Source organism: Limisphaera sp. 4302-co (assembly GCF_049537155.1).
GTDB lineage: Bacteria > Verrucomicrobiota > Verrucomicrobiia > Limisphaerales > Limisphaeraceae > Limisphaera.
Genome location: NZ_JBMVQZ010000005.1, coordinates 170,155 through 194,571, shown reverse-complemented (window position 1 = coordinate 194,571; position 24,417 = coordinate 170,155). Strand labels below are relative to the sequence as shown.

Here is a 24,417-nt window from a genome sequence, read left to right as displayed (position 1 = left end):
TCCGGCATGCGTGTCATTCGGGGTGAATGCGGGCCATGGATGAGAAATGTCCCCTGTCGACCGCCGGGCAATGGTGGAGGCGCCTGTGGCCGTGGCTGGGTGGCGCCGCGTTGGCCGGGGTCCTCACGTTGAAGTTCCCGCTGTTTCACGTGGTGCCGCTGGAGCAGGGTCGGCAACGGCTGCAGGGTGACCGGTTCGATGCCGAGGCGTTCGTGGAGAGCTTCTGGCGGGAACAATTGTTGCCCGCGGAATCGCGGGCGGTGGAGGTTGCGGCCCTGCTGGCCGGATTGCGGGAGGATCCCGAGCAGACGATCCAGCGCCACGGGCACCGGCTCGGGGTGAGCCGTACCGTGGGTTTCCTGGTGCGCGGCCGCGGGGTGGTTGTGTCCGTTGATGCAGACCAGGTGGGGCTGGCGCTGGGGCCGGGCGGGCCTGTGGCGATCCTGATTGAGCTGGGGCCGGTCTTCGGCAACACGATCCGGGACGGTTGCGGCCTGCTGGACGTCAACGAGTTTCCGGATTCCCGCGATTTCAACGCAATCTCCGCCGCGCTGAATCGCCGGGTGGAGGAACAAGTTCTGCCGGAGCTGCGGGCACGGGCCAAACCCGGTACGGCGGTTGAATTCGCCGGGTGCGTGGACATCACCGACCCGTCGCGGGATGTGGCGCCCCTGCGCGTGGTGCCCTTCAAGGTGGCCTTTCCATGAACACGTCGGCCGCAGTGTCAACCGTGGTGGTGGAGGCGCGAGGGATCAGCAAGAGCTTCCCCGGTGTGAAGGCCCTCGACCGTGTGGACCTGGTGCTCAGGCGGGGCCGGTTGACCGCCCTGCTGGGCGAGAACGGGGCGGGCAAATCCACACTCATGAACATCCTGGCCGGGGTGTTCCTGCCGGACGAGGGTGAGATCCGGTTGGAGGGGCGTCCGGTGCGATTCGCCAACCCGCGGGAGGCCCGCGAAGCCGGCATTGCCATGATCTTCCAGGAACTCAACCTGGTGCCGCAACTCACCGTGGCCGAGAACATTTTCCTGGGACGTGAGCCGTGTCGCGGGCCCGGCCTGGTGGATTATCGCCGGATGAACGCGCAGGCGGCGGAGCTTCTGGCCCGACTCGATCTGAACGTGGACCCCACCACGCCGGTGGGACGCCTGCGGGTGGGCCAGCAACAGGTGGTGGAGATTGCCAAGGCACTCTCGACCCGCGCCCGGGTGATCATCATGGACGAGCCCACCTCGGCCCTGACCCGGCATGAAGTGGAGGTGCTCTATCGCATCATTGCAGATTTGAAGCGCCACGGCGTGGCCCTTGCATACATCACGCACAAGCTGGAGGAACTTCCACACGTGGCCGATGACGTCGCCGTGATGCGGGACGGGCGGATGATCGGCGTGGCGCCGCTGTCGGAACTCACCCCGGACGAGATGATCCGGATGATGGTGGGGCGGGAGATCCCGCGGCAGGTGGGTGGACGGGGGCGGCCCATGGGCGAGGTGGTGCTGCGGGTGGAGGGACTGGGCCTGCGGCATCCGACCCGGGCAGGGGACCACCTTCTGAAAGACATCACGCTGGAGGTGCGCCGGGGCGAGGTGCTCGGCATCTTCGGGCTGATGGGGGCCGGCCGGACAGAGCTGCTGGAGAGTTTGTTCGGCCTGCATCCGGACGGGCTCAGCGGCTCCGTGTACCTGGAGGGCCGGCCGGTCCGGATCCGGTCGCCCATCGAGGCCATCGCACACGGACTGGCCCTGGCACCGGAAGATCGGAAGGCCGAGGGGTTGATCCTGGAAATGAGTGTGCGGGAGAACACGAGCCTGGCCTGTCTGGGGCGGTTGACCCGACTCGGTTTCGTCCGGTCGGCAGCCGAGCGCCAGCTGGTGGAGCAGTACCTCAAGCAGCTCAGGGTGAAGACGCCCTCCCTGGAACAGCGGGTCCGCAACCTCAGCGGGGGCAATCAGCAGAAAATCATCCTGGCCAAGTGGCTGGCGACCCACCCACGCGTGCTGCTCCTGGACGAACCCACGCGCGGCATTGACGTCCACGCCAAGCGGGAGATCTACGAGCTGATGGACGAACTGGCCCGGGCGGGGCTGGCAATCGTCGTGGTTTCATCGGAAATGCCCGAGATCCTGACCGTCTCGGACCGGATCGTGGTGCTTTGTGAGGGACGGAAAACCGCCGAGTTCTCCCGTGCCGAGGCGACGGAAGAACGCCTGATGGCGGCGGCGTTGCCCCGGTCCGACCATGGAATGTCCGGCCCGCAACCGCGGCCGGGCGGACCCGGATCCGCAGCCGGATGAGCCTTCCCCTTGACCCGCCGGACGGTCGGCCCCCGGCACGGGGGTCGCACGCGGGCCCGGACGAAAACCCGAGCAGTAGTGGCGAAAACGACGAATGATACGAGACACTCGAGACTGGTGGGCGCGTGGACAATCGCTGCTGGGCTTGGTGCTGATGGTGCTCCTGATGAGCATCTTGTCCGACCGCTTTCTCACGGTGGAAAACGGCCTCAACATCCTCCGCCAGATTTCGGTCAACCTGTGTCTGTCGGTGGGCATGACCCTCATCATTCTCTCGGGAGGGATTGACCTTTCCGTGGGCGCGGTCCTGGCCCTTGCCGGCGCGGTGGCGGCCGGGTTGTTGAAGGAGGGTCTGCCCCTTCCGATGTTTGGCGTGATGCTGCAGTTCACCGTCGGTGGGGCGATCCTGGCGGGCATTCTGGTGGGGCTGGCCATGGGTTGGTTCAACGGCCTGGTCATCACCCGTTTCCGGTTGCCCCCGTTCGTGGCGACGCTCGGGACGTTGAGCATCGCGCGGGGGTTGACCATGTTGTGGACCGGCGGTTACCCGATCACGGGCCTGGGCCAGACATTCGGTTTCCTGGGCACGGGTTTCTGGTGGGGCGTGCCCATGCCGGTATGGATTTGTGCCTTTTGGGTGGTTGTCTTCATGATGGTCACGCGGCGGACCCGGTTCGGACGCTACCTCTACGCCGTGGGAGGCAACGAGCGGGCCGCGCTGCTGACCGGCCTGCCCGTGGACCGGGTGAAACTCTGGGTCTACACGCTCGGCGGCGGACTGGCGGGCGTGGCGGGTCTGCTGGTAACCGCCCGCCTCGATTCCGCTCAACCCAACGCCGGCCTCGGATACGAGTTGGACTCCATCGCAGCGGTGGTGATCGGCGGCACCTCCCTTTCCGGCGGCCGGGGCTCGGTGACGGGCACGGTGCTCGGCTGCCTCATCATCGGAGTTCTGAACAACGGACTGTTCCTGTTGAACGTCTCGCCCTTCTGGCAGCAGGTGATCAAGGGCATGGTGATCCTGGCGGCCGTGGCGTTGGATCGGATGAACCCCCGCAACGACTGACCGACGCGACCGTTGCGGGGATCCGCAAGGCCCGCCGCGGAACCATCACAAGGGCGTGTCCGTTTGCGATCGCGCTCGTCGCGCGCGGCGCCGCGAACCGATCCGGGTGCTTTTGCGCCCCGCAGCCCCGGGAACGTTACGTCCCCTCCTCCCTCAGTGGAGGAACCGGATGCTCAATGGATAGCGCCAAAGCTCGCCGTTGTGGGCTTTGATCGCCCCCACGATGGGAAACACCACCGAACAGATCGCCAGTGCGAGCAGCACCAGCAATCCGATCCCCACAAACGTGAGGATGAGGCCCGCCACGGTGTAGAGAATGGCCGAGAGAATCCAGTTCACCACCACCTTCCCGTGGGCGTCCAAACCCGGCAGTTGACCCTTTTTCAACTGCCAGATGATCACCGGTGCCACCAGCCCCGCCAGGGGCACCACATAACCCGCAAACAACGACAGGTGCAGGATCAACCCCCACAGGCGGGTTTGCTGCTCCAACGGATCCGCAGGCTGCACCGGTTCGGACGGGTAGGGGCCGGACGTATGAGATGCTTGCGTGTTCATGGCCACAGGTGCCGGGAATGAGGACGATCTGGTGCTTCCGCTGGTTCGCCGATCTTCGCTGACACGTGACAATCCTACTCAGGGCCGCCCGCGGCTTCAATGATTCTCTCACATTGGGGACACCTGATCCGGCCGCACCGGGCCACCTGCCGGCTAGCTTGACCTGCGTCAAGGACACGCCGTGGGGCCTGATGCATACAAGGAAGCGTGACAACAGGGTCACAGACGAGCCGGGAGAACCGGTTGCCGGGAGTGCCTGTGCGGGCGGTGCTGCAGTGGTGCAGCGTCGTGTTGGCAGTGGTGATGGTCCCGGTCCTGGGTTTGCGCGGCGGGGCGTCGGGCGGGTCTGCCCCGGTTGCGCCGGGCACTGCCGCCGGTGGCCAGAACACCACGGTGGCCGCCTTTCCGGTCGAACTTCCCGTGGTGGAAAAGCCCCCGGCACAGCAGCCGCCGGTGGGACTGCCCGGGGACGCGCATCTGGACAAAACCCCGCCCCGTGCCACCAGGGGACTGGATCTGGTGAAGCTGGGCTGGACCTACAACTGCATGGAATGTCACAAGCTGCTGCCGGCCCGGTGGCATTACGACCGGCCGATGGTAGAACACCAGGACATCCGGCTCGAGCACGGCAACAACCGGTTCTGTCTCAACTGTCATCACCCCACCAACCGGAATGCCTTCGTGGACTATGATGGCTCGGAAATCCCGGAGCCGGACGTGGTCCTGCTCTGCGCCAAGTGCCACGGAACGATCTACCGCGACTGGAAAGCGGGCGTGCACGGCCGTCGCAACGGCTACTGGGACACCCGACGCGGACCGCAGACGCAACTGCGCTGCATCCAGTGTCATGATCCGCATCGGCCGGCTTTTGCGCCCATGAAACCTCTGCCGCCCCTGCGGTATCCGCCGCGGGCGGCCGGCTCGCCCGAGCGCACCCGAACCGCCCGGAACCTGCATCGACCATGAACGACCCTGCAGCCACACCCGGACCCTCGCGTTCGCTCGAGGAGGTGTACAAGCCGATCTCGAGGCGGACCTTCCTCAAGGGCGCGGCGGCGTCGTTGGTCGGGATGGCCGGTCTGATGGCCGCGTTGCGGCCGTTGCTGGAGCTGGAACGGGGCGAGATCACGCTGGAGCAGCTGTTGCAGAAGCATTATCGCGAACTCACTCCGGAGGAGCTGAACCGCATTCTCCGGCGCCTGGAGGAGGAGACCGAGCGCCAGTACGGCGTGCGGCCGCACATCCGCGACATTCGGCCGATGCCCGGTGTGGAATTTGCCTACGCGCTCAATCTCACGCGGTGTATCGGCTGCCGCAAGTGCGCCCACGCCTGCCTGCGCGAAAACAACCAGTCGCGCGAGGACGCGGACGACATCGAGATGTCCTACATCCGGGTGCTGGAACTTCAGAAAGGCGCCATCAACCTGGAAACCTCCAACGTGTACTACAATCCCGAGCGGGTTCCGCAACCGGACAAGTATTACATGCCGGTCCAATGCCAGCAGTGCCGGCAGTCCCCCTGCACCAAGGTCTGTCCCGTGCAGGCCACCTGGCAGGAACCCGACGGCATCGTGGTGGTGGACTACAATTGGTGCATCGGCTGTCGCTATTGCATGGCCGCCTGTCCGTACGACGCACGCCGGTTCAACTACAAGAAACCGACGATCCCGCCCGAGGCCATCAATCCGAACCAGAGTTACCTCAGCAACCGCATCCGGCCGAAAGGCGTGGTCGAGAAGTGCACCTTCTGCCTGCACCGGACCCGGGAGGGCAAATATCCGGCCTGTCTGGAGGTCTGCCCCACGGGGGCGAGGGTGTTCGGTAACCTCCTCGATCCTGACAGCGAGATCAGTTACATCCTGCGGAACAAGCGCGTGTACATCCTCAAGGAGGAGGTCGGCACCCTGCCGCGTTTCTACTATTTCTTCGAAAAATGAAGGAATACCTGACATTCCTGCTGCGCGTGGCCCGGCTGTCCTTCTCCGGTGGATGGAAGTTCTACGCCTGGATGAGCTTCCTGACGGTGCTGGTCCTGGTGGGGCTGCACGCGTGGGCGCGCCAGTTCGTCGAGGGCCTGCAAACGACGGGGATGACGAACCAGGTGAGCTGGGGGGCCTACATTGCCAATTTCACCTTCCTGGTGGGTGTGGCGGCGGCAGCCGTGATGCTGGTGATCCCGGCCTACATCTACCGCCAGGAACACATGCACGAGGTCGTGGTGTTCGGGGAGCTGATGGCCATCGCGGTCATCATCATGTGTCTGTCTTTCGTGATGGTGGACCTGGGCCATCCCGAACGATTCCATCACATGATCCCGCCGTTCGGGATCTTCAACTTCCCGGGCTCCATCCTTTCCTGGGACGTGATCGTCCTGAACGGGTACCTGCTCCTGAACCTGCACATTTCCGGTTATCTGTTGTACTGCCGGTACCGCGGGCGGAAACCGGCCAGGCCCTTTTACGTACCGTTCGTGTTCATCTCGATCGTGTGGGCCATCAGCATCCACACGGTGACGGCATTCCTGTACGTGGGTCTGGCGGGCCGCAGCTACTGGCACCATCCGCTGGTACCATCCCGGTTCCTGGCCTCGGCCTTCGTGGCGGGACCGGCGCTGATGATCCTGACCTTCCAGATCATACGCCGGCTCACCGACTATCACATCGGTGACCGGCCGCTGCACACCCTGCGCATGATCATGACCGTGGCCATGATCATCAACATGTTCCTGCTGGGATGTGAGCTGTTCACCGAATTCTACTTCCCCACCCAGCACGCGGCCGCGGCGCACTATCTCTATTTCGGTCTGCACGGTCATCACGGCCTGGTGCCGTGGATCTGGACGGCCATCGCACTGGACACGGCGGGTCTGTTGTTGTTGATCACGCCGGCGGCCAGGCGGATCGCGTGGCTCAACCTCGCCTGCATCACGTGTTTTGTGGGGATTTGGATCGAGAAGGGCATGGGCCTGATCGTCCCGGGGTTCGTACCCACGCCGCTGGGGCAGGTGGTCGAGTACCTGCCCACGTGGAACGAGACGCTGGTCTGTCTCGGCATCTGGGCGCTGGGTGCGCTGCTGTATTCGTGGATGTTGCACGTGGCCGTGCCGATCATGAGCGGCGCGCTGCGGGCGCGTCCGGCCGCTCCGGGGGAGCTTTCCCTAACAAGCACAACGTCAACGGGCAATCAAGGGGATACGGGAACATGAAGATGCGAATCGCAGTCATTCTGGCCGGGGCGGCAAGCCTCGGCCTGTGCACGCCGGCACACGCGGGTTTCACGCTGAAGGAACTCTCGCCGCAGAGCGCGGCCTGCGTGGCCTGTCACAAGAAGGAAAGTCCGGTCATCTACGAGCAGTGGGGCAGCTCGAAACATTTCCGGGCCAACGTGGGGTGTTACGAGTGCCACATGGCCATGGAAACCGATCCGGACGCCTACGAACATTACGGGCAGCTGATTGCCACCATCGTGACGCCCAAGGACTGCGCCCGCTGCCATGAAAAGGAGGTGCAGGAATTCAGCGATTCGCATCATGCCAAGGGCGGGCGGATCCTGGGGTCGCTCGACAACACGCTGGCCGAGGTGGTGGAGGGCAACAACGCCTTCAAGACGCCGGCCTTTCCGCACGGCAACAGCGCCGCGGCGGTGCTGGGCTGCTGGCAGTGCCACGGGGCGGAGGTGAAGCTGCTGCCGAATCGGCGGCCGGATCCGGCCACGTGGCCGAACACGGGGATCGGACGGATCAATCCGGACGGGTCGGAGGGTGCCTGCACGGCCTGTCATTCCCGGCACGCCTTCAGCGCTGCGCAGGCCCGCACACCGGACACCTGCGGCAAGTGTCACATGGGACCGGATCATCCGCAGATGGAGATCTACAACGAGTCGAAGCACGGCATCGCCTACCGGGCCAACGTGGACAAGATGGCGTTGGACAATCCGAAGTGGGTGGTGGGCGAGGATTATTCGGCGGCACCCACCTGTGCCACCTGTCACATGAGCGCGACGCGGGATCAGCCCGTCACCCACGACGTGGGCATGCGGATTTCCTGGAACAACCGGCCCGAGATCTCCATCCGGCCCGAGGTGGCCGATGCCAAGCTCGGGCTGCCGGGCAAGGACGTGCCCTGGGAGAGACGCCGGGCCAACATGATGAACGTCTGCATGAACTGTCACAATGCCAACTACGTGGACGCGTTCTTCCAGCAGTACGATGCGCTGATCGACCTGTATCATGAGAAGTTTGCCAAACCGGGGCTGGCCCTGTATCAGGCCGCGCGCGAGCTTCTGACCGGGCCGCAGTTCTCGCACAAGATTGATTTCATCTGGTACGAACTCTGGCATCACGAGGGCCGCCGCGCGCGGCATGGCGCCTCCATGATGGGCCCGGATTACACGCATTGGCACGGGATGTACGAGGTGGCCAAGCACTTCTATTCCGAGTACATCCCCGAGCTGCAGAAACTGGCCGAGGAAAACCTGCACTCGGACGATCCGGCCCGGCGCGCCGCGGCTGAGAAACTCAAGAAGCTGATCGAGGAGACCCTCAACCACGACAATCACAAGTGGTATCTGGGCAAGATGGATCCGGAGGAAAAGGCGCGCCGCGAGGCGCAGCGCCGCGAGTTTCTGAAACGTTATTCGAAATGACGCGCGGGGTGCCATGCCGGTGACGGCCTACATCCTGTTGTGTCGGAGTGCCGACCAGCAGCGCGTGCGACGGGCGTTGGCCGGTTGGGAAGGGGTCGAGGTCGGCGCGGCCCATGTGCAGGGGCTGGCGGTGGTGGCGGTGACGCCGGACGAGGCGGCGGCGGACGCGATGCGCGAGCGCCTGGCCGGCCTGCCCGGGGTGCGGGAGGTCGTGCCGGTGGGGCACTACACCGAGGAGGGCTGGGACGACCCGGCGACGAACGGAGTGCAACGATGAAGGAAACCCAACCTGCAACATGGACCGCGGCCAGTCGCCGCGAGTTTCTCAAACAGATGGCGCTGGCGTTCGCCGGCGGGGTCCTCAGCGGCCACTGGGTCCGGGGGGCGGAACCGGCGGAAGCGGGCCTGGCCTGGCACAAGGCCCCCTGCCGGTTTTGCGGCACCGGTTGTGGCGTGCTGGTGGGGGTGCGCAACGGCCGCGTGGTCGCCGTGCAGGGCGACCCGGAGAACCCGGTCAACCGCGGCCTGCTTTGTGCCAAGGGATATCACGCCGGGCTGGCCCTTTACGGCCGGGATCGGCTGAGGACTCCGCTCATCCGGCGCAACGGCCGGCTGGAGCCGGCCACCTGGGAGGAGGCCATTGACCGGATCGCGCGGGAGATCCTGCGCAGTCCGTCCACCTTCGCCTTCTACGGTTCGGGTCAGTGGACGATCTGCGAAGGTTTCGCGGTGATGAAGTTCATGAAGGGCGGGTTGGGGAACAACCATGTGGACCCCAACGCGCGCCTCTGCATGGCCAGCGCGGTGGTGGGCATGCTGACCACCTACGGCGTGGACGAGCCCGGCGGTTGCTACGACGACTTCGACGCGGCCGACACGGTGATCCTGTGGGGCAACAACATGGCTGAAATGCATCCGGTGCTGTGGTCGCGCATCGTGGACCGCCGCACGCGGGGGGAACGGGTGGAGATCCTTGACGTGGCCACGCGCCGAACCCGTTCCACGGAAGAGGCGGATCATTACATCGAGTTTCGGCCGCAGGGTGACCTGGCCATTGTCAACGGCATCTGCCACCTGTTGATCCGCTCGGGCCGGTACGATCGCTCCTGGGTGGAACGGCACTGCCATTTCCGCAAGGGCCCGGATGCCGAAGGCGAGCCGATGACTTTCGAGGAGTTCGCGCGGTGGCTGGAAACCTACACGCCGGAGTATGTGGCCAGGGTGGCGGGTGTGCGCCCCGACCAGTTGCAGTTGCTGGCCGACCGGTTTGCCGATCCGACCCGGCGGGTGTTGTCGCTCTGGTGCATGGGCGTGAACCAGCACACCCGCGGCACGTGGATGAACAACCTGCTGTACAATGTGCACTTCCTGAGCGGCAAGTTCGGCAAACCGGGCAGCACCGCCTTTTCGCTGACCGGACAGCCCAGTGCGTGCGGCACCTGCCGCGAGGTGGGCACCCTGGCCCATGCGTTGCCGGGAGGCCGGCTGGTGGCCAACGAGGAACATCGCCGGCAGTGTGAAGAGCTCTGGAAGCTGCCGCCGGGTCGGATTTCTGCCAAGCCCGGTTACCATGCGGTGGCGATGTTCGATGCGTTGGCCCGGGGTGAACTGACGGGGGTCTGGATCCAGGTGACCAACCCGGCGCAGTCGCTTCCGAATCTGCACAAGCTGGCCGACCGCCTGCGGGAGCGGTTTGTGGTTGTTTCGGACGTGTATCCGACGGCGACGACCGAGCTGGCCACGGTGGTGCTGCCCTCCGCCATGTGGGTGGAAAAAAACGGGCTGTACGGCAACAGCGAGCGGCGGACCCAGCAATGGTTTCGGATGGTGGACCCACCGGGTCAGGCCAGGGACGATTTGTGGCAGGTGATCGCAGTGGCGCGGCGTCTGTACGAGCTCGGCCATCCGGGGATGAAAGACCGGGACGGCGAGTTCCTCTTCACCTACAAGGACGAGCAGGGTCGGCCTCTGGAAATCTGGAAGTGGGAGGTGTTCCGCCAGGTGAACGTGAGCCGGCTGATGTATGAGGAGTACCGGCCGTTCACCGAGATGAAGCGCTACTGCCTGGCGCCTTACGAGGAACTGGTGAAGGCCCGGGGCATGCGCTGGCCGGTGGTGAAGGACGCCACCGGCCGGTGGCGGGAGACGGCCCGTCGGTTCGTCGAAGGGGAGGATCCTTTTGTGCAGCCGGGCCGTGGCGTGGAGTTTTACTGGGGCAAGCTGAAGGATGGAAAGGCCTTCATCTGGGCGCGTCCATACGAGCCGCCGCCGGAGGTGCCGGACGACCAGTACCCGTTCTGGTTGTGCACGGGGCGGGTGCTCGAACACTGGCACACCGGCACGATGACCCGCCGGGTGCCCCAACTGCACCGGGCCATGCCCGGTGCCTATGTGGAATTGCATCCGGAGGATGCGGCACGTCTGGGCATTCGCACGGGCGACCGTGTGCGGCTGCGGACGCGACGGGGCCAACTGGTGTTGCCGGCCTGGGTGGGTGGTCGCAGCACGCCGGCTCGCGGTTCGGTGTTCGTGCCGTTCTTTGCGGAGGAGGCACTGATCAACCGGCTGACCCTGGATGCCTTCTGCCCGCTTTCCAAGGAGCCTGACTACAAGAAGTGCGCGGTGGCAGTGGAGAAGGTTTGAACCGGCGGAGCAGCGGGGGTGCGCCACGATGAAATGCACGAACCGAAAACGATGGGCGGTCTGGATCGGGCTGGGCCTGGCGGCGTGGGGCGCGGCCGGGCCGGGCACTCTGGCGCAGGATGAAACGGTGGGTCCCGCCACAGGGGATGTGCCGCCGGCCGCGGGGGCGGGGAGGTCCGCAAGCGATGCCGCTGCGTGGTTGGAACCCCGACCGGGTGCCGCCGGCCGGCGCGCCTTCGCGGGGGCCCCGCCGGTCATGCCGCATTCCTTTGCCGGGGACCGGGACGGCCGTTACTGCCTCGAATGCCACGCCCGCGAGGACCGCATCGAAAAAAGGCAGCGGGCCATCGCGCCGGTGCCGCATGCGGAGTTCACCCAGTGCCAGCAGTGTCACGTCAATGGCAGCCTGCGGGACGTGCCGGTGTTTCGCACCAACGAGTTCACGGGTCTGGAGGGCTGGGGCAAGGGTGACCGGGCGCACCCGTTCGCCCCGCCCACGGTGCCTCACCCGATCGGCATGAGGGAGAACTGTCTGGCTTGTCACGGGCCGACCGGCCGGCAGAGAATCGCCACGGCACACCCGTGGCGGTCACAGTGTCTGCAATGTCACGTGCCCGACGCGGGCAAGGCCCCGGCCGGGCCGGTGCTGGCCTCGGGACCGTTTGTGCACCATGCAGGAGAGTGAACAAAAAGTCTGCTGCCCGGCCGGGCCGGAGCTGCGCGATCCGGCCCGGCTGCGCCGGCTCTCGTCTGAAGAGTGGGAAGCCCTCGGCCAGGCAGCCCTGCGGGAGCACCTCCACGCGCAGGCGGTGGTGGCTCACGCGAAGTATGCGCCCCTGACTTTCGAGAAATTACCGCGGTTTCTGCAGGATCCGGATTGTCTTCGTCACCCGGTCCGGTTGGTCTTTGAATTCGGTGAGATGGCAGCCCACCAGTTTGCCGAGCCGGGGTTGGACTTTCGCGATTCCACCGGTCAGGGACGCGTGCTCTACGTGCGGCCGTGTCTGCGCCAGCGGCCCCACGATGTGGTGGCGGCCGTGGCCTACATGGTGCCGGTGATCAATTACGGTCCGGTCATCCGCGACGAGCACTGTCTGCTCTACGGGGCCACGCTGCTCGGCCTGATGGAGGAGGAGTATTACCAGCGACTGTGCGAGCTGGCCGATTGGTGCGGGGCCGAAGCACGCTGGGCCGGTGGCTGCGAAGGCTGAGCGGGGTCGGGCAGTGGTTGTGTGGCTGGCCGGGTTTGGGTCTTCCCGGCGTCTGCTCATTCGGGAGCGTCCGGCCGGGAGTGTCGGCTTGCGCCACCGGCGTTCCCGTCCGTCCGGATGCGCGATCGAAATCAATGTTGCACACGCGGTCCCGGAAGTTGAGGGCTCCCCGTTCGAGCGGTTCCTCCGGCGAAGTCACGCGGGGGCAACCGGACTGGTGTCGGCGGTGACGCGGTTGTTGATCGGTCCGTTTTTTGCTCCGTCTTTTGCCGCCTTCTGGCGTGGATGGAACCCGTTGTACCGATACGCACTCTGGCACCATGTGTACGCCCCTCTGCGGAGACGGGTGCCCCGGGCCTGGGCAGCATGCTTCACCTTCCCGGTCTGCGGCGCAGAGCTGCACGATATGCCTTGGTTTTGTCTGAGTGCCATCTTTTGGGATGCGGGGCCCGGCTTTCCTGGCGGGACGGTGTTGTTCGGTGTTTGGGGATTTTTGGCGGAGGTGTCGCGGAGGTGGGGACGTCCCCGGTCCGGTGGAAGTCCTGGGAGTTGCCACCCTGAGGAATTGTGCTCGGATTGTGCGGCGGTTTCCTGGTCACCCTGGGTGTGCGTCGCTTGGTGGATGGGTGATGCGAGGCGGGGCCGTCGGAATCGTCCGGTGTGAAGTGCGGTCAGGAAACGTACGTGGCCGGCTGGGTCACGGCGGGTCTCCGGGCTAGGGGCGTCTCAAGCATTCGGGCCGGACGTTTGTCCGGCCCGTTTGCTCGAGACTCCAAGCACCGAAATTGTCTCGCCTGGCGCAGTGTGGCAGTTCCCACTTTCTGGATCGCACACGGTAGTTCGAACTGCCTTTTTCTCGCTCCAGCTGACGCCAACGTGCCACAAGCGGACGGCTTCCGGTATCCCCATTTCTGGGGACAACGGCCAGGTCGTGTTCAGGGCCGGGGCTGGGGGGGCCGCCGGGTGGGCGGAAGGAGACCGGGCGCCGGAACGCCGCCGCGCGGCGCCGCGGCCGAACGGGGCGGGTTGACGACCTTGGTCGGGCTCTTGCAGCCGGGCGGGCCTTTGACTAGCGTCAGGGCATGACATACGACCCTTCCGACCAACCTGGGGCTTCTGCGTCGGGTGGATGGGGTGCGGGAGGCGCGTCCACGGGAGCGGGGGTTCCGCCCGTGATTCGCCCCACCGGTACTCCGGCCTCCGGCGGCCGCCGTCGCCGCGGCTGGGTGTGGTTGATCGTGCTGGCGTTCGTCGGCTTCGGGCTCTGGGCGACATGGACGCTTGTTTCCGGGCTGCTGCATCTGGAGAGCGTGTCGATGGCAGCGGCACGGGGAGGAGGTCCGCGATTGGAGGAGGTGCTGTTGGAGGATCACGACGCGGCGTGGAAGGTCGCCGTGGTGGACCTGGAGGGGATCATCAGCAGCGACTTCATGGATCCGATGGGTTACGATCTGGTGGACCTCATTCGAGCCCAGCTCAAGCGGGCGGGTGAGGATCATCGGGTCCGTGCGGTGATCCTGCGGATCAACTCCCCGGGCGGCGAGGTGATTGCATCGGACGAGCTTTACCGGGCCATCCGGCGCTTTCAGGAGGAGCATGACAAGCCGGTGGTGGCGGTGATGGAGAATGTGGCGGCCTCGGGCGGGTATTACGTTGCGGTGGGCAGCCGGTGGATTGTCGCCAATGAGATGACATTGACGGGCAGCATCGGCGTGATTCTGTCCACATGGAACTACCGGGGGTTGATGGACAAGGTGGGCATCCGTCCCTACACGTACAAGAGTGGCCGGTTCAAGGACATGCTCAGCGGGGCGCGGGATCCTTCCGAAATTCCGCCCGAGGAACGGGAAATGTTGCAGGCGCTGATTGACGAAGTGTTTGACCGGTTCAAGGAGGTGGTGGCCGAGGGGCGAAACGCCGCTGCGGAGGCCAACGATCCGGAGGGCCGCCGGCTGGTGGAGAACTGGGAAGATTACGCCGATGGCCGCGTGTTCTCCGGGGCGGAGGCCTACCGACTGGGTTTTGTGGATGAGCTGGGCAACTTTGAGACCGCCAGGGAACGGGCCCTTGCATTGGCCGGGATCGAGGACGCCAACGTGGTGCGTTATCAGCGGCGTTTGACGTTCGCCGATCTGTTCCCGCTGTTCGGCAGGGCGCGGGTCGAGCCTGTGCGGGTGGACCTGGGGGTGGAACTGCCGAAACTGCGGACCGGCCACCTGTACTTCCTGCCACCGGCGCTGGTTCCCTGAGGGAGGAAGATGGCTTGACCGGGGTGACCGTCATCCGTCATCCGCTGATCCGGCACAACCTGACGCGGTTGCGGGACCGGCGGACGCCGCCCCAGGAGTTTCGCAGGCTTCTGGCCGAGGTGGCCGGTTTGATGGTGTACGAGGCCACTCGATCCCTCCGGGTGCGGCGGTGCCAGGTGGAAACCCCGCTGGAACGGACGGAGGGGTGCGAGCTTGAACGGGAGGTGCTGTTGGTGCCCGTGTTGCGGGCCGGATTGGGCATGTTGGAAGGGATCCTGCGGCTCATTCCCCATGCGCGGGTGGGCTTCCTTGGGTTGCGCCGGGAGGAGTCCACCTTGGAAGCCGCCTTTTATCACGAGAGTCTCCCCGAAGGGTTGCACCGGTTCGAGGTGCTGGTCATGGATCCCATGCTGGCCACGGGCGGGAGTGCGTTGAAGGCCTTGGACCGTTTGACCTCTGCCGGGGCCCGGCGGTTGCGGATGATCCATTTGGTGGCGGCGCCGGAGGGCATACGGGCCGTGCGCGCGCGGCATCCACGGGTCCCGGTGTTCACGGCGGCGATTGATCGGGAACTGAATGACCGCGGGTTCATCCTGCCCGGACTGGGGGATGCCGGCGACCGCTTGTTCGGGACCTGAGGGTGGGGATCGGTGATGGGCATTTTCCGCAGGAAACGTGTGGCAACGGGCATGTCGCCTCCGGGTCCACAGCACGGTGGGGAGGGTCGGGCACCCGACCTCCAGGTTTCCGCCAACCAGGACGCTCCCCCGCGACTCGACACGCTGGGTTTGATCGCCGGGAACCGTTCGTTGCCGATCCTTCTGGCGCGGCAGGCGAAGGCCGCCGGTGTGAAGCGACTCGTCGCGGTGGGGTTCGAAGGGGAGACCGATCCCGCCCTGGCCCGGTGGGTGGACGAGATGGCATGGGTCCGGGTGGGCCAGTTGGAACGCTTGATCCGCGCGCTGCGCGAACGGGGGGTGCGCCACTGTGTGATGGCGGGACAGATTGCACCCAAACGGCTTTACGAGGTGCGCCCGGACCTCCGTGCGCTGGCCCTGCTCATGCGCCTGAAAGAGCGCAATGCTCACACGATCTTCGGCGCGGTGGTCGAGGAACTGCGCCAGGAGGGTATCGAAGTCCTGGCGGCCACCCCTTGGTTGCGCCCGCTGATGAAGGGGGCGGGGTACCGGTTGGGCCCCGAACCCACCCCGGAGCAGTGGGAGGACGTCTCTTTCGGCTACCGGATGGCCCGGGAAATCGCGCGACTGGACATTGGTCAGCTCGTGGTGGTGAAGCAGGGCACGGTCCTGGCGGTGGAGGCCTTCGAGGGGACCGACCGTTGCCTGTTGCGAGGGGGCGAACTGGCCGGGCCCGATGGCGGGGCCGTGGCGGTGAAGGTGGCCAAGGAAGGACACGACATGCGGTTCGACATCCCGTGCGTGGGACCGGCCACGCTGGAGACCTGCGCCCGGGCGGGGGTTGCCGTTTTCGCCTTCGAGGCCGGTCGCAGTCTGGTCCTTGAAGAGGAGACTTGCGGCGAGCTGGCCCGGCGGCACAAGATTAGCTTCCTGACGGTCGGCCCGGCCTGACGCACCGGCGCAGGTCCGGGCCGGATCATCAAGCGGGTGGAAGGTTCATGCTGAAGTCACACGAACTGATCGGGTTCATGTCGCCCTCGTTGGCGGCGGATATCTTGAATTTTGCCTTTGCCGAGGACAAGCCGACCTACAAGGCCGCCCTGGCTGCGGTGGCCGAAGCGCGGCGGGTCCGGCCGGTCTATCTGTTGCGGCAACCGCGTGCGCAGCGGGACCCCCTGATTCTCAACACCCTCACACGACCTTCGCTGGACGCCGCCGCCGCCACGTTGATCCGCGCCTGGCTGTTGAAAAAGCACAAGGCCATGCTCGCTGATTTCCTGGACGCGCTTGGCATTCCGCACCAGGACGGCGTGGTGGAAACCCTGCCGGAGAAGGTGGAGGATGACAAACTCCGCAACGCCGTGGAGACCCTGCTGGGCAAGTATCCCGCCGAGGTGGTGGCCGTTTACCTCCACGCATTCAACGAAATGAACGAGGTGAACTGGGAGAACCTGACCCGGTTGCTCAACGAAGACGCCCGCCTGCAGGTCGGTGGCTGAACCTTGAACCCCTCGCGGGCGTGGACTCCCGGGGCTCCTGACGAGCCTGGCGTGGGGGCGGGGTGAGCCCGGCTTCGGCCCGGGGAGCGTGACGGAGGGCGAGGTTCCGCTGTAAAAAAGACCGGGCAGCCGAAGGAGGGACCGTTGCCGGCCGGTTTTCCTTTGCGCAAGGGTCGGTTTTTGGGGTATCGGATGAGGCCGTGCGAAAGCTAGGGATCACGATTCTGGTGGCGCTGCTGGTGCTGGGTGGGGCAGCCACGCTCCCGGCTGCGGTTTACCGGTTGACCGACGGCAGCACGGTGGAGGGCGAACCGGTTTCACCGAACGAACGAGGTGTGGTCTTCCGCCTGCCCAGCGGGCGATACTCCAACCGGATCCCCTGGGACCGCTTCGATCAAGAAACACTGCGGGAATTGGCCAAGGACCCGAAGATGGCGCAGTTCGCGGAGGTGTTCGTCATCGAGGAGGAGGAGCCCGAGCAAGCCCGGCCCCCGTTGCCCAAACCGCGGCCCGTGGAAGGCAAGCTTACGCGGCCGGAAGATCCCGCTTTCTGGGCCGGTCTGTGGGGGTCGTCGGTGGGACTGGTCATCCTGCTGGCGTTGTACGCAGCCAACCTCTATTCGGCGTACGAAATTGCGATCTATCGGGCACAGCCTTTGGCCCTGGTCATGGGATTGGCGGCCATTTGTCCGGTGATTCCCCAGATCATCTTCCTGGCCCTGCCGACGCGGATTCCGAAGCAGGAAGAACCGGTCGGGGCCGGGGCGGAGGCCGCCGCGGCGGCGGCGGCCCCGCCCACCATTGGCGCCGGGTTGCAACTGGCCCGAGAAACCCCGGCCCCGGCGGCGGCCAAACCGGCCGAACCCACGGTTTTCAAGAAAGGCGAGTACGCTTTCAACCGGCGGTTCTTCGAAACGCGGTTCAGCTCGTTTTTCGGCATGGTCCGCCGCGACAAGAGCAAGGTGCTAATCCTCAAGACGGCCAAGCAACAGTACGTCGTCAATCGCATCACACGGATCACTGCGACGGACATGCACGTCGAGGTGCAGAAGGGCGCCGGCGTGGAGGAGATACCCCTTTCTTTCACGGAGATCGTGGAGGTGGAGCTGCGTCCCGCCGGGCAATGAAAAGGCCGAGAAACCCGGGCGGGCGTTCTTCCCTCTCCCATCCGGATGCCGGATCGGAGCCGGTGACTGCCGCGGCTCGAGCTCGATGCCCGTCATTTGGGGCGCCGGGGAGATGCAGACGGGGCATCCGCGGAAGCTGGGGGCTGCGATCCGCGCGACGCGCCCCGGCGAGGGCAGTCGGAGGGTTTGGCTGACTTCCTCACGTGTGGGATCGGACGCGGTGCCCGGCGGTGCCCCTTTTGCAACAAACCGGTTGCAGCGGGGGGCTTTTCATATTAAATACGCTCGACCTGCCGACGACGGTGTCGGGACAGGCGAGAAGTGTACCGAATGAGCGCTGAAGACATGTCGCAGGAACGGAACGGTTCGCAGGCGGTTTGCCCACCGGGCTATCCGCAGGCACAGGGGCTTTACGATCCACGATTCGAGCACGAGGCCTGTGGGGTGGGCTTCGTCGTCCATGTCAAGGGCAAGAAATCCCACAACATCGTCACGGACGCGCTGACCATTTTGGAGAACCTGCGTCACCGGGGTGCCTGCGGATGCGAGAGCAACACCGGCGATGGTGCGGGCATTTTGCTGCAGATGCCGCACGAGTTCCTGCAACAGGCCTGTGACGAGATCGGCCTGCGTCTGCCGGGGGAGAAACAATACGGCTGCGGGTTGATCTTCCTGCCCCCCAACCGGGAGGACCGCCAGCGGTGCGAGGCCGCCTTCGTGCGGGTGGTGGAGGAGGAAGGGCTGGAGTTCCTGGGCTGGCGCGATGTCCCGACCAACAACGGCAACCTGGGCGCCACCGCCCGCTCTTGCGAGCCCTACATGCGCCAGGCCTTCATCGGCCGGCCCGCCGCCCTGAGGGACGACCAGGCCTTCGAGCGCAAGCTTTACGTTGTGCGCCGCATGGCCGAGAAAAAGATCCGGTACAGCGGTGAACCGTGGGGCCGGTGGTTTTACGCCTGCTCGCTTTCCCACCGGACGCTGGTGTACAAGGGCATGCTCACGGCCGAGCAGCTTCGGACCTATTACCCGGAGTTGAGCGACCCGCTGATGACCAGCGCGCTCGCACTGGTGCACTCCCGTTTCAGCACCAACACGTTCCCGAGCTGGGACCGTGCGCATCCCTACCGGTACATTGCGCACAACGGCGAGATCAACACGCTGCGCGGGAATATCAACTGGTTGCACGCCCGCGAGGCGCTCTTCCGGTCACGGGCCTTTGGAGACGACCTGCCCAAGATCCTGCCGGTGATTGCTCCGGACGGAAGTGACTCGGCCATGTTCGACAACTGCCTCGAGCTGTTGGTGTTGGCCGGCCGCAGCCTGCCGCACGCGGTCATGATGATGATCCCGGAGCCCTGGCAGCACAACCCCTTCATGAGCCCGGAGAAGCGGGCGTTCTACGAGTTCCACCGATTCCTCATGGAACCGTGGGACGGCCCGGCCTCGGTCTCCTTCACCGACGGCATCCGTATCGGAGCCGTTCTGGACCGTAACGGGCTGCGGCCCTCGCGCTACTACGTCACCAAGGACGACCTGCTCATCCTGGCTTCCGAGGTCGGTGTGCTGGACGTGCCCGCCGATCGCGTGGAGTACAAGGGCCGGCTGCAGCCGGGCCGGATGCTGCTGGTGGACACCGAGCAGGGACGGATCGTGGCCGACGAGGAACTGAAGCACTCCATCGCCACCGAGCATCCCTACCGCGAGTGGCTGGATCGCTACGTGCTTCAATTGGACGACCTCCCGGAGGCCCCCGCACCCGCGCGCCCGCCCGAGCCGGAACTGGTGCGGCTGCAGCGCGCCTTCGGGTACACCTTCGAGGACGAGCGGATGATTCTGGCGCCCATGGCCACGGATGGGGTGGAACCCGTGGGTTCCATGGGCAACGACACCCCGTTGGCGGTCCTGTCCAACCGGCCTCAGCTGCTGTACAACTATTTCAAGCAGTTGTTCGCCCAGGTGACCAACCCGCCGATTGATTATCTGCGGGAGGCCATCGTCACCTCCACCGAGACCGCCCTCGGCCGGGAGGGCAACCTGTTGGAGCCCACGCCCGAGAGCTGCCGGTTCATCAAGTTGGAAGGGCCCATCATCGCCAACGAGGAACTGGCACAGATCAAGAACATCCAGCGACCCGGGTTCAAGGCCGTCACCTTTCCCATCCTGTTCCCCGTGGCCCAAGGCGCCCGCGGACTGGAACAGGCTCTGGAGGAACTGTATCGCAAGGCCGACGAGGCCATCCGGGACGGTGCGAACATCCTCATCCTGTCCGACCGCGGGTTGAGCGCCGAGATGGCGCCCATCCCGGCGTTGCTGGCCATCTCCGGCCTCCATCACCACCTCATCCGGCAGGGCAGCCGCACCCTGTGCAGTCTGGTCTTGGAATCGGGCGAACCCCGCGAGGTGCACCACTTCGCCCTCCTGGTCGGTTACGGGGCCAGTGCCATCAACCCGTATCTGGCGCTGGACACGCTGGACAAGTTGATCGATGCCGGGCTGCTGCAGGTCGACCGCGAAAAGGCGCGCAAGAATTACATCAAGGCCGCGGTGAAGGGGATCCTCAAGGTCGCCTCGAAGATGGGGATCTCCACCCTGCAGAGCTACCGGGGAGCCCAGATCTTCGAAGCCATCGGTCTGCGACGCGACTTCGTGGACAAGTACTTCACCTGGACGCCGTCGCGGATCGAAGGGGTTGGTCTGGAGGAGATCGCCCGGGAGACGATCGAACGTCATCAGGCGGCCTTTGTGGACCGTGCGGATGGCTCGCGGGCGCTGGACTCCGGCGGCCAGTATCAGTGGCGTGCGGATGGCGAGTTCCACCTCTTCAATCCCACGACCATCCACAAACTCCAACAGGCCGTGCGGAACAACGATTACCAGGCCTTCAAGGAGTACTCACGCGCGGTGGACGAGCAGGCCCGCAACCTCTGCACCCTTCGCGGGCTGTTCGAGCTCAAGTTCGCGCCCAAGCCGATCCCGCTGGAGGAGGTCGAACCCATCGAGAGCATCATGCGCCGGTTCAAGTCCGGGGCGATGAGCTACGGCTCCATCAGCAAGGAGGCGCACGAAACCCTGGCCATCGCCATGAACCGGATCGGTGGCAAGAGCAACACCGGCGAGGGCGGCGAGGACCCCGAACGCTACAAGCCGCTCCCCAACGGCGACTCCAAGAACAGCGCCATCAAGCAGGTCGCCTCAGGCCGGTTCGGCGTGACCAGCCTTTACCTGGTCAATGCCCAGGAAATCCAGATCAAGATGGCCCAGGGCGCCAAGCCCGGCGAGGGCGGCCAATTGCCCGGTCACAAGGTGTACCCGTGGATCGCCAAGACCCGGCACTCGACGCCCGGGGTGGGCCTGATCTCGCCACCCCCGCACCATGACATCTACTCGATCGAGGACCTGGCGCAGCTCATCCACGACCTGAAGAATGCCAACCACGAGGCCCGGATCAGTGTCAAGCTGGTGGCCGAGGTGGGCGTGGGCACCATCGCGGCCGGCGTGGCCAAGGCCCATGCCGACGTGGTGTTGATCAGTGGACACGACGGCGGCACCGGCGCCTCCCCGCTGACCTCGATCAAACACGCCGGCATCCCGTGGGAACTGGGGTTGGCAGAGACGCATCAAACGCTTCTGCTCAACAACCTGCGCGGCCGGATCGCAGTGGAGGTGGACGGCCAGCTCAAGACCGGGCGCGACGTCGTGATTGCCGCGTTGCTCGGGGCCGAGGAGTTCGGCTTCGCCACCACGGCCCTCGTGTCCATGGGCTGCATCATGATGCGGGTCTGTCACAAAAACACCTGTCCGGTCGGAGTGGCTACGCAGGACCCGCGTCTGCGCGAGCATTTCATGGGCAAGCCGGAGCACGTGGTGAACTTCATGCGCTTCATCGCCATGGAGGTCCGCGAGCTCATGGCCAAGCTCGGATTCCGCACCCTCAACAACATGATCGGGCGGACCGACAAGCTGGACGTCAACCGCGCCATCGAACACTGGAAGGCCCGCGGGCTGGATTTCTCCAGCATCTTCCACCAGCCGGAGGTCTCGCCCTTCGTGAAACGGTTCTGCCAGGAACTGCAGGATCACGGCCTGGACCAGACCATGGATCGGCAGCTGCTGCTGCGGCTGTGCGCACCGGCGCTCGAACGGGGCGAACCCGTGCGGGCGGTGCTGCCCATCCGCAACTGTCACCGCGTGGTGGGCACCATGCTGGGAAGCGAGGTCACGCGCCGCTACGGTGAGGCCGGCCTGCCCGAGGACACCATCCGCATTCACTTCAAGGGTTCGGCCGGACAAAGCTTTGGCGCCTTCATGCCGCGCGGCATCACGTTCGATCTCGAAGGCGACGCCAACGACTACTTCGGCAAGGGCCTTTCCGGGGCCAAACTCATCGCCCGGCCGCCCCGTGGCTCCACCTTTGCGCCCGAGGAGAACATCATCATCGGGAACGTCGCGCTCTACGGCGCCACCAGCGGCGAGGCTTACGTGTGCGGCGTGGCCGGGGAACGGTTCTGCGTCCGCAATTCCGGTGCCTACGCCGTCGTGGAGGGTGTGGGCGACCACGGTTGCGAATACATGACCGGCGGACGGGTGGTCGTGCTGGGGCGGACCGGCAAGAACTTCGCCGCCGGCATGTCCGGCGGGATTGCCTACGTGCTGGACCTGGACGGTGACTTCCCGCGCCGGTGCAACCAGGACATGGTCATGCTCTGCCGGTTGGAGGACGAGGAGGAGATCGCCGAGGTCCGCCGCATGATCGAGCGGCACGAGGAATACACCGGCAGCCGCCGGGCCGCCACGATCCTCGTGTCGTGGAAGGATTACGTGCCCCGGTTTGTGAAGGTTCTGCCCAAGGACTATGCCCGCGTCCTGGCGGCCATGCGCAAGGTGCGCGAGGCCGGCCTCAGCGGCGAGGAAGCCATCATGGCGGCCTTCATCGAAAACACCAAGGACGCCGCCCGCATCGGCGGAGGTTGATGCGCCCGGTGCATTTCTTCTGAGACGACATCCATGGGAAAACCGACAGGATTCCTCGAGTACGCCCGTGAACTGCCGCCGGAACTGCCGCCGCTGCAGCGGATCCGGAACTGGGACGAGTTCCATCTGCCGATGGACGAGGCCGCGTTGCGGACCCAGGGCGCCCGCTGCATGGACTGCGGCACGCCCTACTGTCACACCGGCATGATTCTCGGCGGGGCCGCCTCGGGCTGTCCCATCAACAACCTCATTCCCGAGTGGAACGACCTGGTCTACCGCGGGCTCTGGCGCGAAGCCTTGGAACGCCTGCACAAGACCAACAACTTCCCCGAGTTCACCGGCCGGGTCTGTCCCGCCCCGTGTGAAGGGGCCTGCAACCTGGGTCTCATCCGCCCGCCGGTGGCCATCAAGGCCATCGAATGCGCCATTGCCGATCGCGGCTGGGAATCGGGCTGGATCACGCCTCACCCGCCGAAAAGGCGGACCGGCAAAAAGGTGGCCGTGGTGGGCAGCGGTCCGGCCGGACTGGCCTGTGCCGACCAGCTCAACCGGGCCGGTCACTCCGTCACGGTTTACGAACGGGCCGATCGGGTCGGCGGCCTGCTCATGTACGGCATCCCCAACATGAAACTGGACAAGCGGGTGGTCCAGCGCCGGGTGGACCTCATGGCCCGGGAAGGCGTCCAATTCGTGACCAACTGTGAGGTGGGGCGCGACCTGCCCGCCGGCAAACTCCTGGAGGAGTATGACGCCGTGGTCCTCTGCTGCGGCGCCACCAAACCGCGCGACCTGCCCGTGGAGGGTCGAAACCTCAAGGGCGTCCACTTCGCCATGGAGTTTCTCACCGCCAACACCAAACGTCTGTTGGGCGGGGGCACCAACCACGATTTCATTGACGCCAAGGACCGTGACGTGATCGTCGTGGGCGGCGGCGACACCGGCACCGACTGCGTGGCAACCGCCATCCGGCAGGGCTGCCGCAGCGTGCTCCAGCTCGAAATCCTGCCCAAGCCACCCGAGACCCGCGCGCCGAACAACCCCTGGCCGGAATGGCCCAAGATCTTCCGGGTGGACTACGGCCAGGAAGAGGCCGCTGCCCTCCAGGGCGAAGACCCCCGCCGGTACCGCACCACCGTGGTTCGTTTCCTGGGCGATGAATCGGGCCATGTCAAAGGCGTGCGGACGGTGATGGTGGACTGGCAAAAGGATGCCCAGGGCCGGTTCACCCCGGTGCCGGTGCCGGGGACCGAACAGACCCTGCCGGCACAACTGGTCCTGCTGGCCACGGGCTTCCTCGGTCCGGAGGACACCATCCTCGACCAACTCGAGCTCGAACGCGACCCGCGCGGCAACGTCAAGGCCGAGTACGGTCGCTTCCAAACCAGCGTGCCCCGCGTGTTCGCCGCGGGCGACATGCGGCGCGGACAGAGTCTGGTGGTCTGGGCCATCAACGAGGGTCGCGCCTGTGCCCGGGAGGTGGACCGCTTCCTCATGGGCCAAACCGCGTTGCCGTGAGCC

At 65.6% G+C, this 24,417-nt stretch carries 19 protein-coding genes; 18 read left to right on the top strand and 1 reads right to left on the bottom strand.

The features are described 5' to 3' along the window. Positions 1 to 35: 35 nt before the first annotated feature. From ACPDIX_RS07475 to ACPDIX_RS07465, 3 genes are all read left to right on the top strand, one after another. The gene (locus ACPDIX_RS07475) at positions 36 to 707 is read left to right on the top strand and encodes a DUF2291 family protein (protein WP_423431156.1); all 672 of its coding nucleotides are present in this window, start codon (positions 36 to 38) and stop codon (positions 705 to 707) included. Then, positions 704 to 2,293, top strand: a complete 1,590-nt coding sequence (locus ACPDIX_RS07470; RefSeq protein WP_423431155.1) for a sugar ABC transporter ATP-binding protein — start codon at positions 704 to 706, stop codon at positions 2,291 to 2,293. The genes ACPDIX_RS07475 and ACPDIX_RS07470 overlap by 4 nt, the downstream gene beginning before the upstream one ends. Before the next feature lie 94 nt (positions 2,294 to 2,387). Further along, entirely contained in the window at positions 2,388 to 3,359 is a 972-nt protein-coding gene (locus tag ACPDIX_RS07465) for an ABC transporter permease (protein WP_423431154.1), read from the top strand. A gap of 153 nt (positions 3,360 to 3,512) precedes the next feature. On the opposite strand, the gene ACPDIX_RS07460 is transcribed toward ACPDIX_RS07465, so the two are convergent. Further along, on the bottom strand, positions 3,513 to 3,917 hold the full coding sequence (locus ACPDIX_RS07460; protein WP_423431153.1) for a DUF4870 domain-containing protein: 405 nt from the start codon (positions 3,915 to 3,917) through the stop codon (positions 3,513 to 3,515). A gap of 207 nt (positions 3,918 to 4,124) precedes the next feature. Between ACPDIX_RS07460 and ACPDIX_RS07455 the strand changes: the two genes are divergently transcribed. From ACPDIX_RS07455 to ACPDIX_RS07385, 15 genes are all read left to right on the top strand, one after another. Beyond that, complete coding sequence (locus ACPDIX_RS07455; protein WP_423431152.1) at positions 4,125 to 4,883, top strand: hypothetical protein; 759 nt, start codon at positions 4,125 to 4,127, stop codon at positions 4,881 to 4,883. Further along, entirely contained in the window at positions 4,880 to 5,854 is a 975-nt protein-coding gene (locus ACPDIX_RS07450; RefSeq protein WP_423431151.1) for a 4Fe-4S dicluster domain-containing protein, read from the top strand. Before ACPDIX_RS07455 ends, ACPDIX_RS07450 begins: the two co-directional genes overlap by 4 nt. Continuing rightward, positions 5,851 to 7,122: a sulfate reduction electron transfer complex DsrMKJOP subunit DsrP gene (gene dsrP / locus ACPDIX_RS07445; protein ID WP_423431150.1), complete on the top strand. Its 1,272-nt coding sequence runs from the start codon at positions 5,851 to 5,853 to the stop codon at positions 7,120 to 7,122. Before ACPDIX_RS07450 ends, dsrP begins: the two co-directional genes overlap by 4 nt. Further along, positions 7,119 to 8,561: a multiheme c-type cytochrome gene (locus tag ACPDIX_RS07440; protein ID WP_423431149.1), complete on the top strand. Its 1,443-nt coding sequence runs from the start codon at positions 7,119 to 7,121 to the stop codon at positions 8,559 to 8,561. Before dsrP ends, ACPDIX_RS07440 begins: the two co-directional genes overlap by 4 nt. A gap of 13 nt (positions 8,562 to 8,574) precedes the next feature. Beyond that, positions 8,575 to 8,838, top strand: a complete 264-nt coding sequence (locus tag ACPDIX_RS07435) for a chaperone NapD (RefSeq protein ID WP_423431148.1) — start codon at positions 8,575 to 8,577, stop codon at positions 8,836 to 8,838. Continuing rightward, positions 8,835 to 11,204, top strand: coding sequence for a molybdopterin-dependent oxidoreductase (locus ACPDIX_RS07430; protein WP_423431147.1), 2,370 nt, complete (start codon positions 8,835 to 8,837; stop codon positions 11,202 to 11,204). The genes ACPDIX_RS07435 and ACPDIX_RS07430 overlap by 4 nt, the downstream gene beginning before the upstream one ends. 28 nt (positions 11,205 to 11,232) lie before the next feature. Beyond that, on the top strand, positions 11,233 to 11,889 hold the full coding sequence (locus tag ACPDIX_RS07425; protein WP_423431146.1) for a hypothetical protein: 657 nt from the start codon (positions 11,233 to 11,235) through the stop codon (positions 11,887 to 11,889). Next, entirely contained in the window at positions 11,876 to 12,415 is a 540-nt protein-coding gene (locus tag ACPDIX_RS07420) for a hypothetical protein (protein WP_423431145.1), read from the top strand. Before ACPDIX_RS07425 ends, ACPDIX_RS07420 begins: the two co-directional genes overlap by 14 nt. 1,172 nt (positions 12,416 to 13,587) lie before the next feature. Continuing rightward, a complete protein-coding gene (gene sppA / locus ACPDIX_RS07415) occupies positions 13,588 to 14,664 on the top strand; it encodes a signal peptide peptidase SppA (RefSeq protein ID WP_423431144.1) in 1,077 nt (358 codons plus the stop codon). A 14-nt stretch (positions 14,665 to 14,678) separates the two neighbouring features. Continuing rightward, on the top strand, positions 14,679 to 15,302 hold the full coding sequence (gene upp / locus ACPDIX_RS07410; protein WP_423431143.1) for a uracil phosphoribosyltransferase: 624 nt from the start codon (positions 14,679 to 14,681) through the stop codon (positions 15,300 to 15,302). Between the two features lie 51 nt (positions 15,303 to 15,353). After that, complete coding sequence (locus ACPDIX_RS07405) at positions 15,354 to 16,253, top strand: LpxI family protein (RefSeq protein ID WP_423431142.1); 900 nt, start codon at positions 15,354 to 15,356, stop codon at positions 16,251 to 16,253. A gap of 47 nt (positions 16,254 to 16,300) precedes the next feature. After that, a complete protein-coding gene (locus tag ACPDIX_RS07400; protein WP_423431141.1) occupies positions 16,301 to 16,801 on the top strand; it encodes a hypothetical protein in 501 nt (166 codons plus the stop codon). Between the two features lie 200 nt (positions 16,802 to 17,001). Next, on the top strand, positions 17,002 to 17,928 hold the full coding sequence (locus ACPDIX_RS07395) for a hypothetical protein (protein WP_423431140.1): 927 nt from the start codon (positions 17,002 to 17,004) through the stop codon (positions 17,926 to 17,928). A 345-nt stretch (positions 17,929 to 18,273) separates the two neighbouring features. Next, a complete protein-coding gene (gene gltB / locus ACPDIX_RS07390; protein WP_423431179.1) occupies positions 18,274 to 22,899 on the top strand; it encodes a glutamate synthase large subunit in 4,626 nt (1,541 codons plus the stop codon). A gap of 33 nt (positions 22,900 to 22,932) precedes the next feature. Further along, positions 22,933 to 24,414 carry a glutamate synthase subunit beta gene (locus ACPDIX_RS07385; RefSeq protein ID WP_423431139.1) on the top strand — a complete coding sequence of 494 codons (1,482 nt, stop codon included), beginning with the start codon at positions 22,933 to 22,935 and terminating at the stop codon, positions 24,412 to 24,414. Positions 24,415 to 24,417: the final 3 nt, after the last annotated feature.

What these genes read in the sequence shown, in the direction of transcription:
- dsrP (WP_423431150.1), top strand. Translation starts at nt 5,851, where the DNA reads ATGAAGGAATACCTGACATTCCTGCTGCGCGTGGCCCGGCTGTCCTTC.
- ACPDIX_RS07435 (WP_423431148.1), top strand. Translation starts at nt 8,575, where the DNA reads ATGCCGGTGACGGCCTACATCCTGTTGTGTCGGAGTGCCGACCAGCAG.
- ACPDIX_RS07470 (WP_423431155.1), top strand. Translation starts at nt 704, where the DNA reads ATGAACACGTCGGCCGCAGTGTCAACCGTGGTGGTGGAGGCGCGAGGG.
- ACPDIX_RS07425 (WP_423431146.1), top strand. Translation starts at nt 11,233, where the DNA reads ATGAAATGCACGAACCGAAAACGATGGGCGGTCTGGATCGGGCTGGGC.
- ACPDIX_RS07460 (WP_423431153.1), bottom strand. Translation starts at nt 3,917, where the DNA reads ATGAACACGCAAGCATCTCATACGTCCGGCCCCTACCCGTCCGAACCG.
- ACPDIX_RS07440 (WP_423431149.1), top strand. Translation starts at nt 7,119, where the DNA reads ATGAAGATGCGAATCGCAGTCATTCTGGCCGGGGCGGCAAGCCTCGGC.
- ACPDIX_RS07405 (WP_423431142.1), top strand. Translation starts at nt 15,354, where the DNA reads ATGTCGCCTCCGGGTCCACAGCACGGTGGGGAGGGTCGGGCACCCGAC.
- ACPDIX_RS07430 (WP_423431147.1), top strand. Translation starts at nt 8,835, where the DNA reads ATGAAGGAAACCCAACCTGCAACATGGACCGCGGCCAGTCGCCGCGAG.
- ACPDIX_RS07465 (WP_423431154.1), top strand. Translation starts at nt 2,388, where the DNA reads ATGATACGAGACACTCGAGACTGGTGGGCGCGTGGACAATCGCTGCTG.
- ACPDIX_RS07475 (WP_423431156.1), top strand. Translation starts at nt 36, where the DNA reads ATGGATGAGAAATGTCCCCTGTCGACCGCCGGGCAATGGTGGAGGCGC.
- gltB (WP_423431179.1), top strand. Translation starts at nt 18,274, where the DNA reads ATGTCGCAGGAACGGAACGGTTCGCAGGCGGTTTGCCCACCGGGCTAT.
- ACPDIX_RS07450 (WP_423431151.1), top strand. Translation starts at nt 4,880, where the DNA reads ATGAACGACCCTGCAGCCACACCCGGACCCTCGCGTTCGCTCGAGGAG.
- ACPDIX_RS07385 (WP_423431139.1), top strand. Translation starts at nt 22,933, where the DNA reads ATGGGAAAACCGACAGGATTCCTCGAGTACGCCCGTGAACTGCCGCCG.
- ACPDIX_RS07420 (WP_423431145.1), top strand. Translation starts at nt 11,876, where the DNA reads ATGCAGGAGAGTGAACAAAAAGTCTGCTGCCCGGCCGGGCCGGAGCTG.
- ACPDIX_RS07400 (WP_423431141.1), top strand. Translation starts at nt 16,301, where the DNA reads ATGCTGAAGTCACACGAACTGATCGGGTTCATGTCGCCCTCGTTGGCG.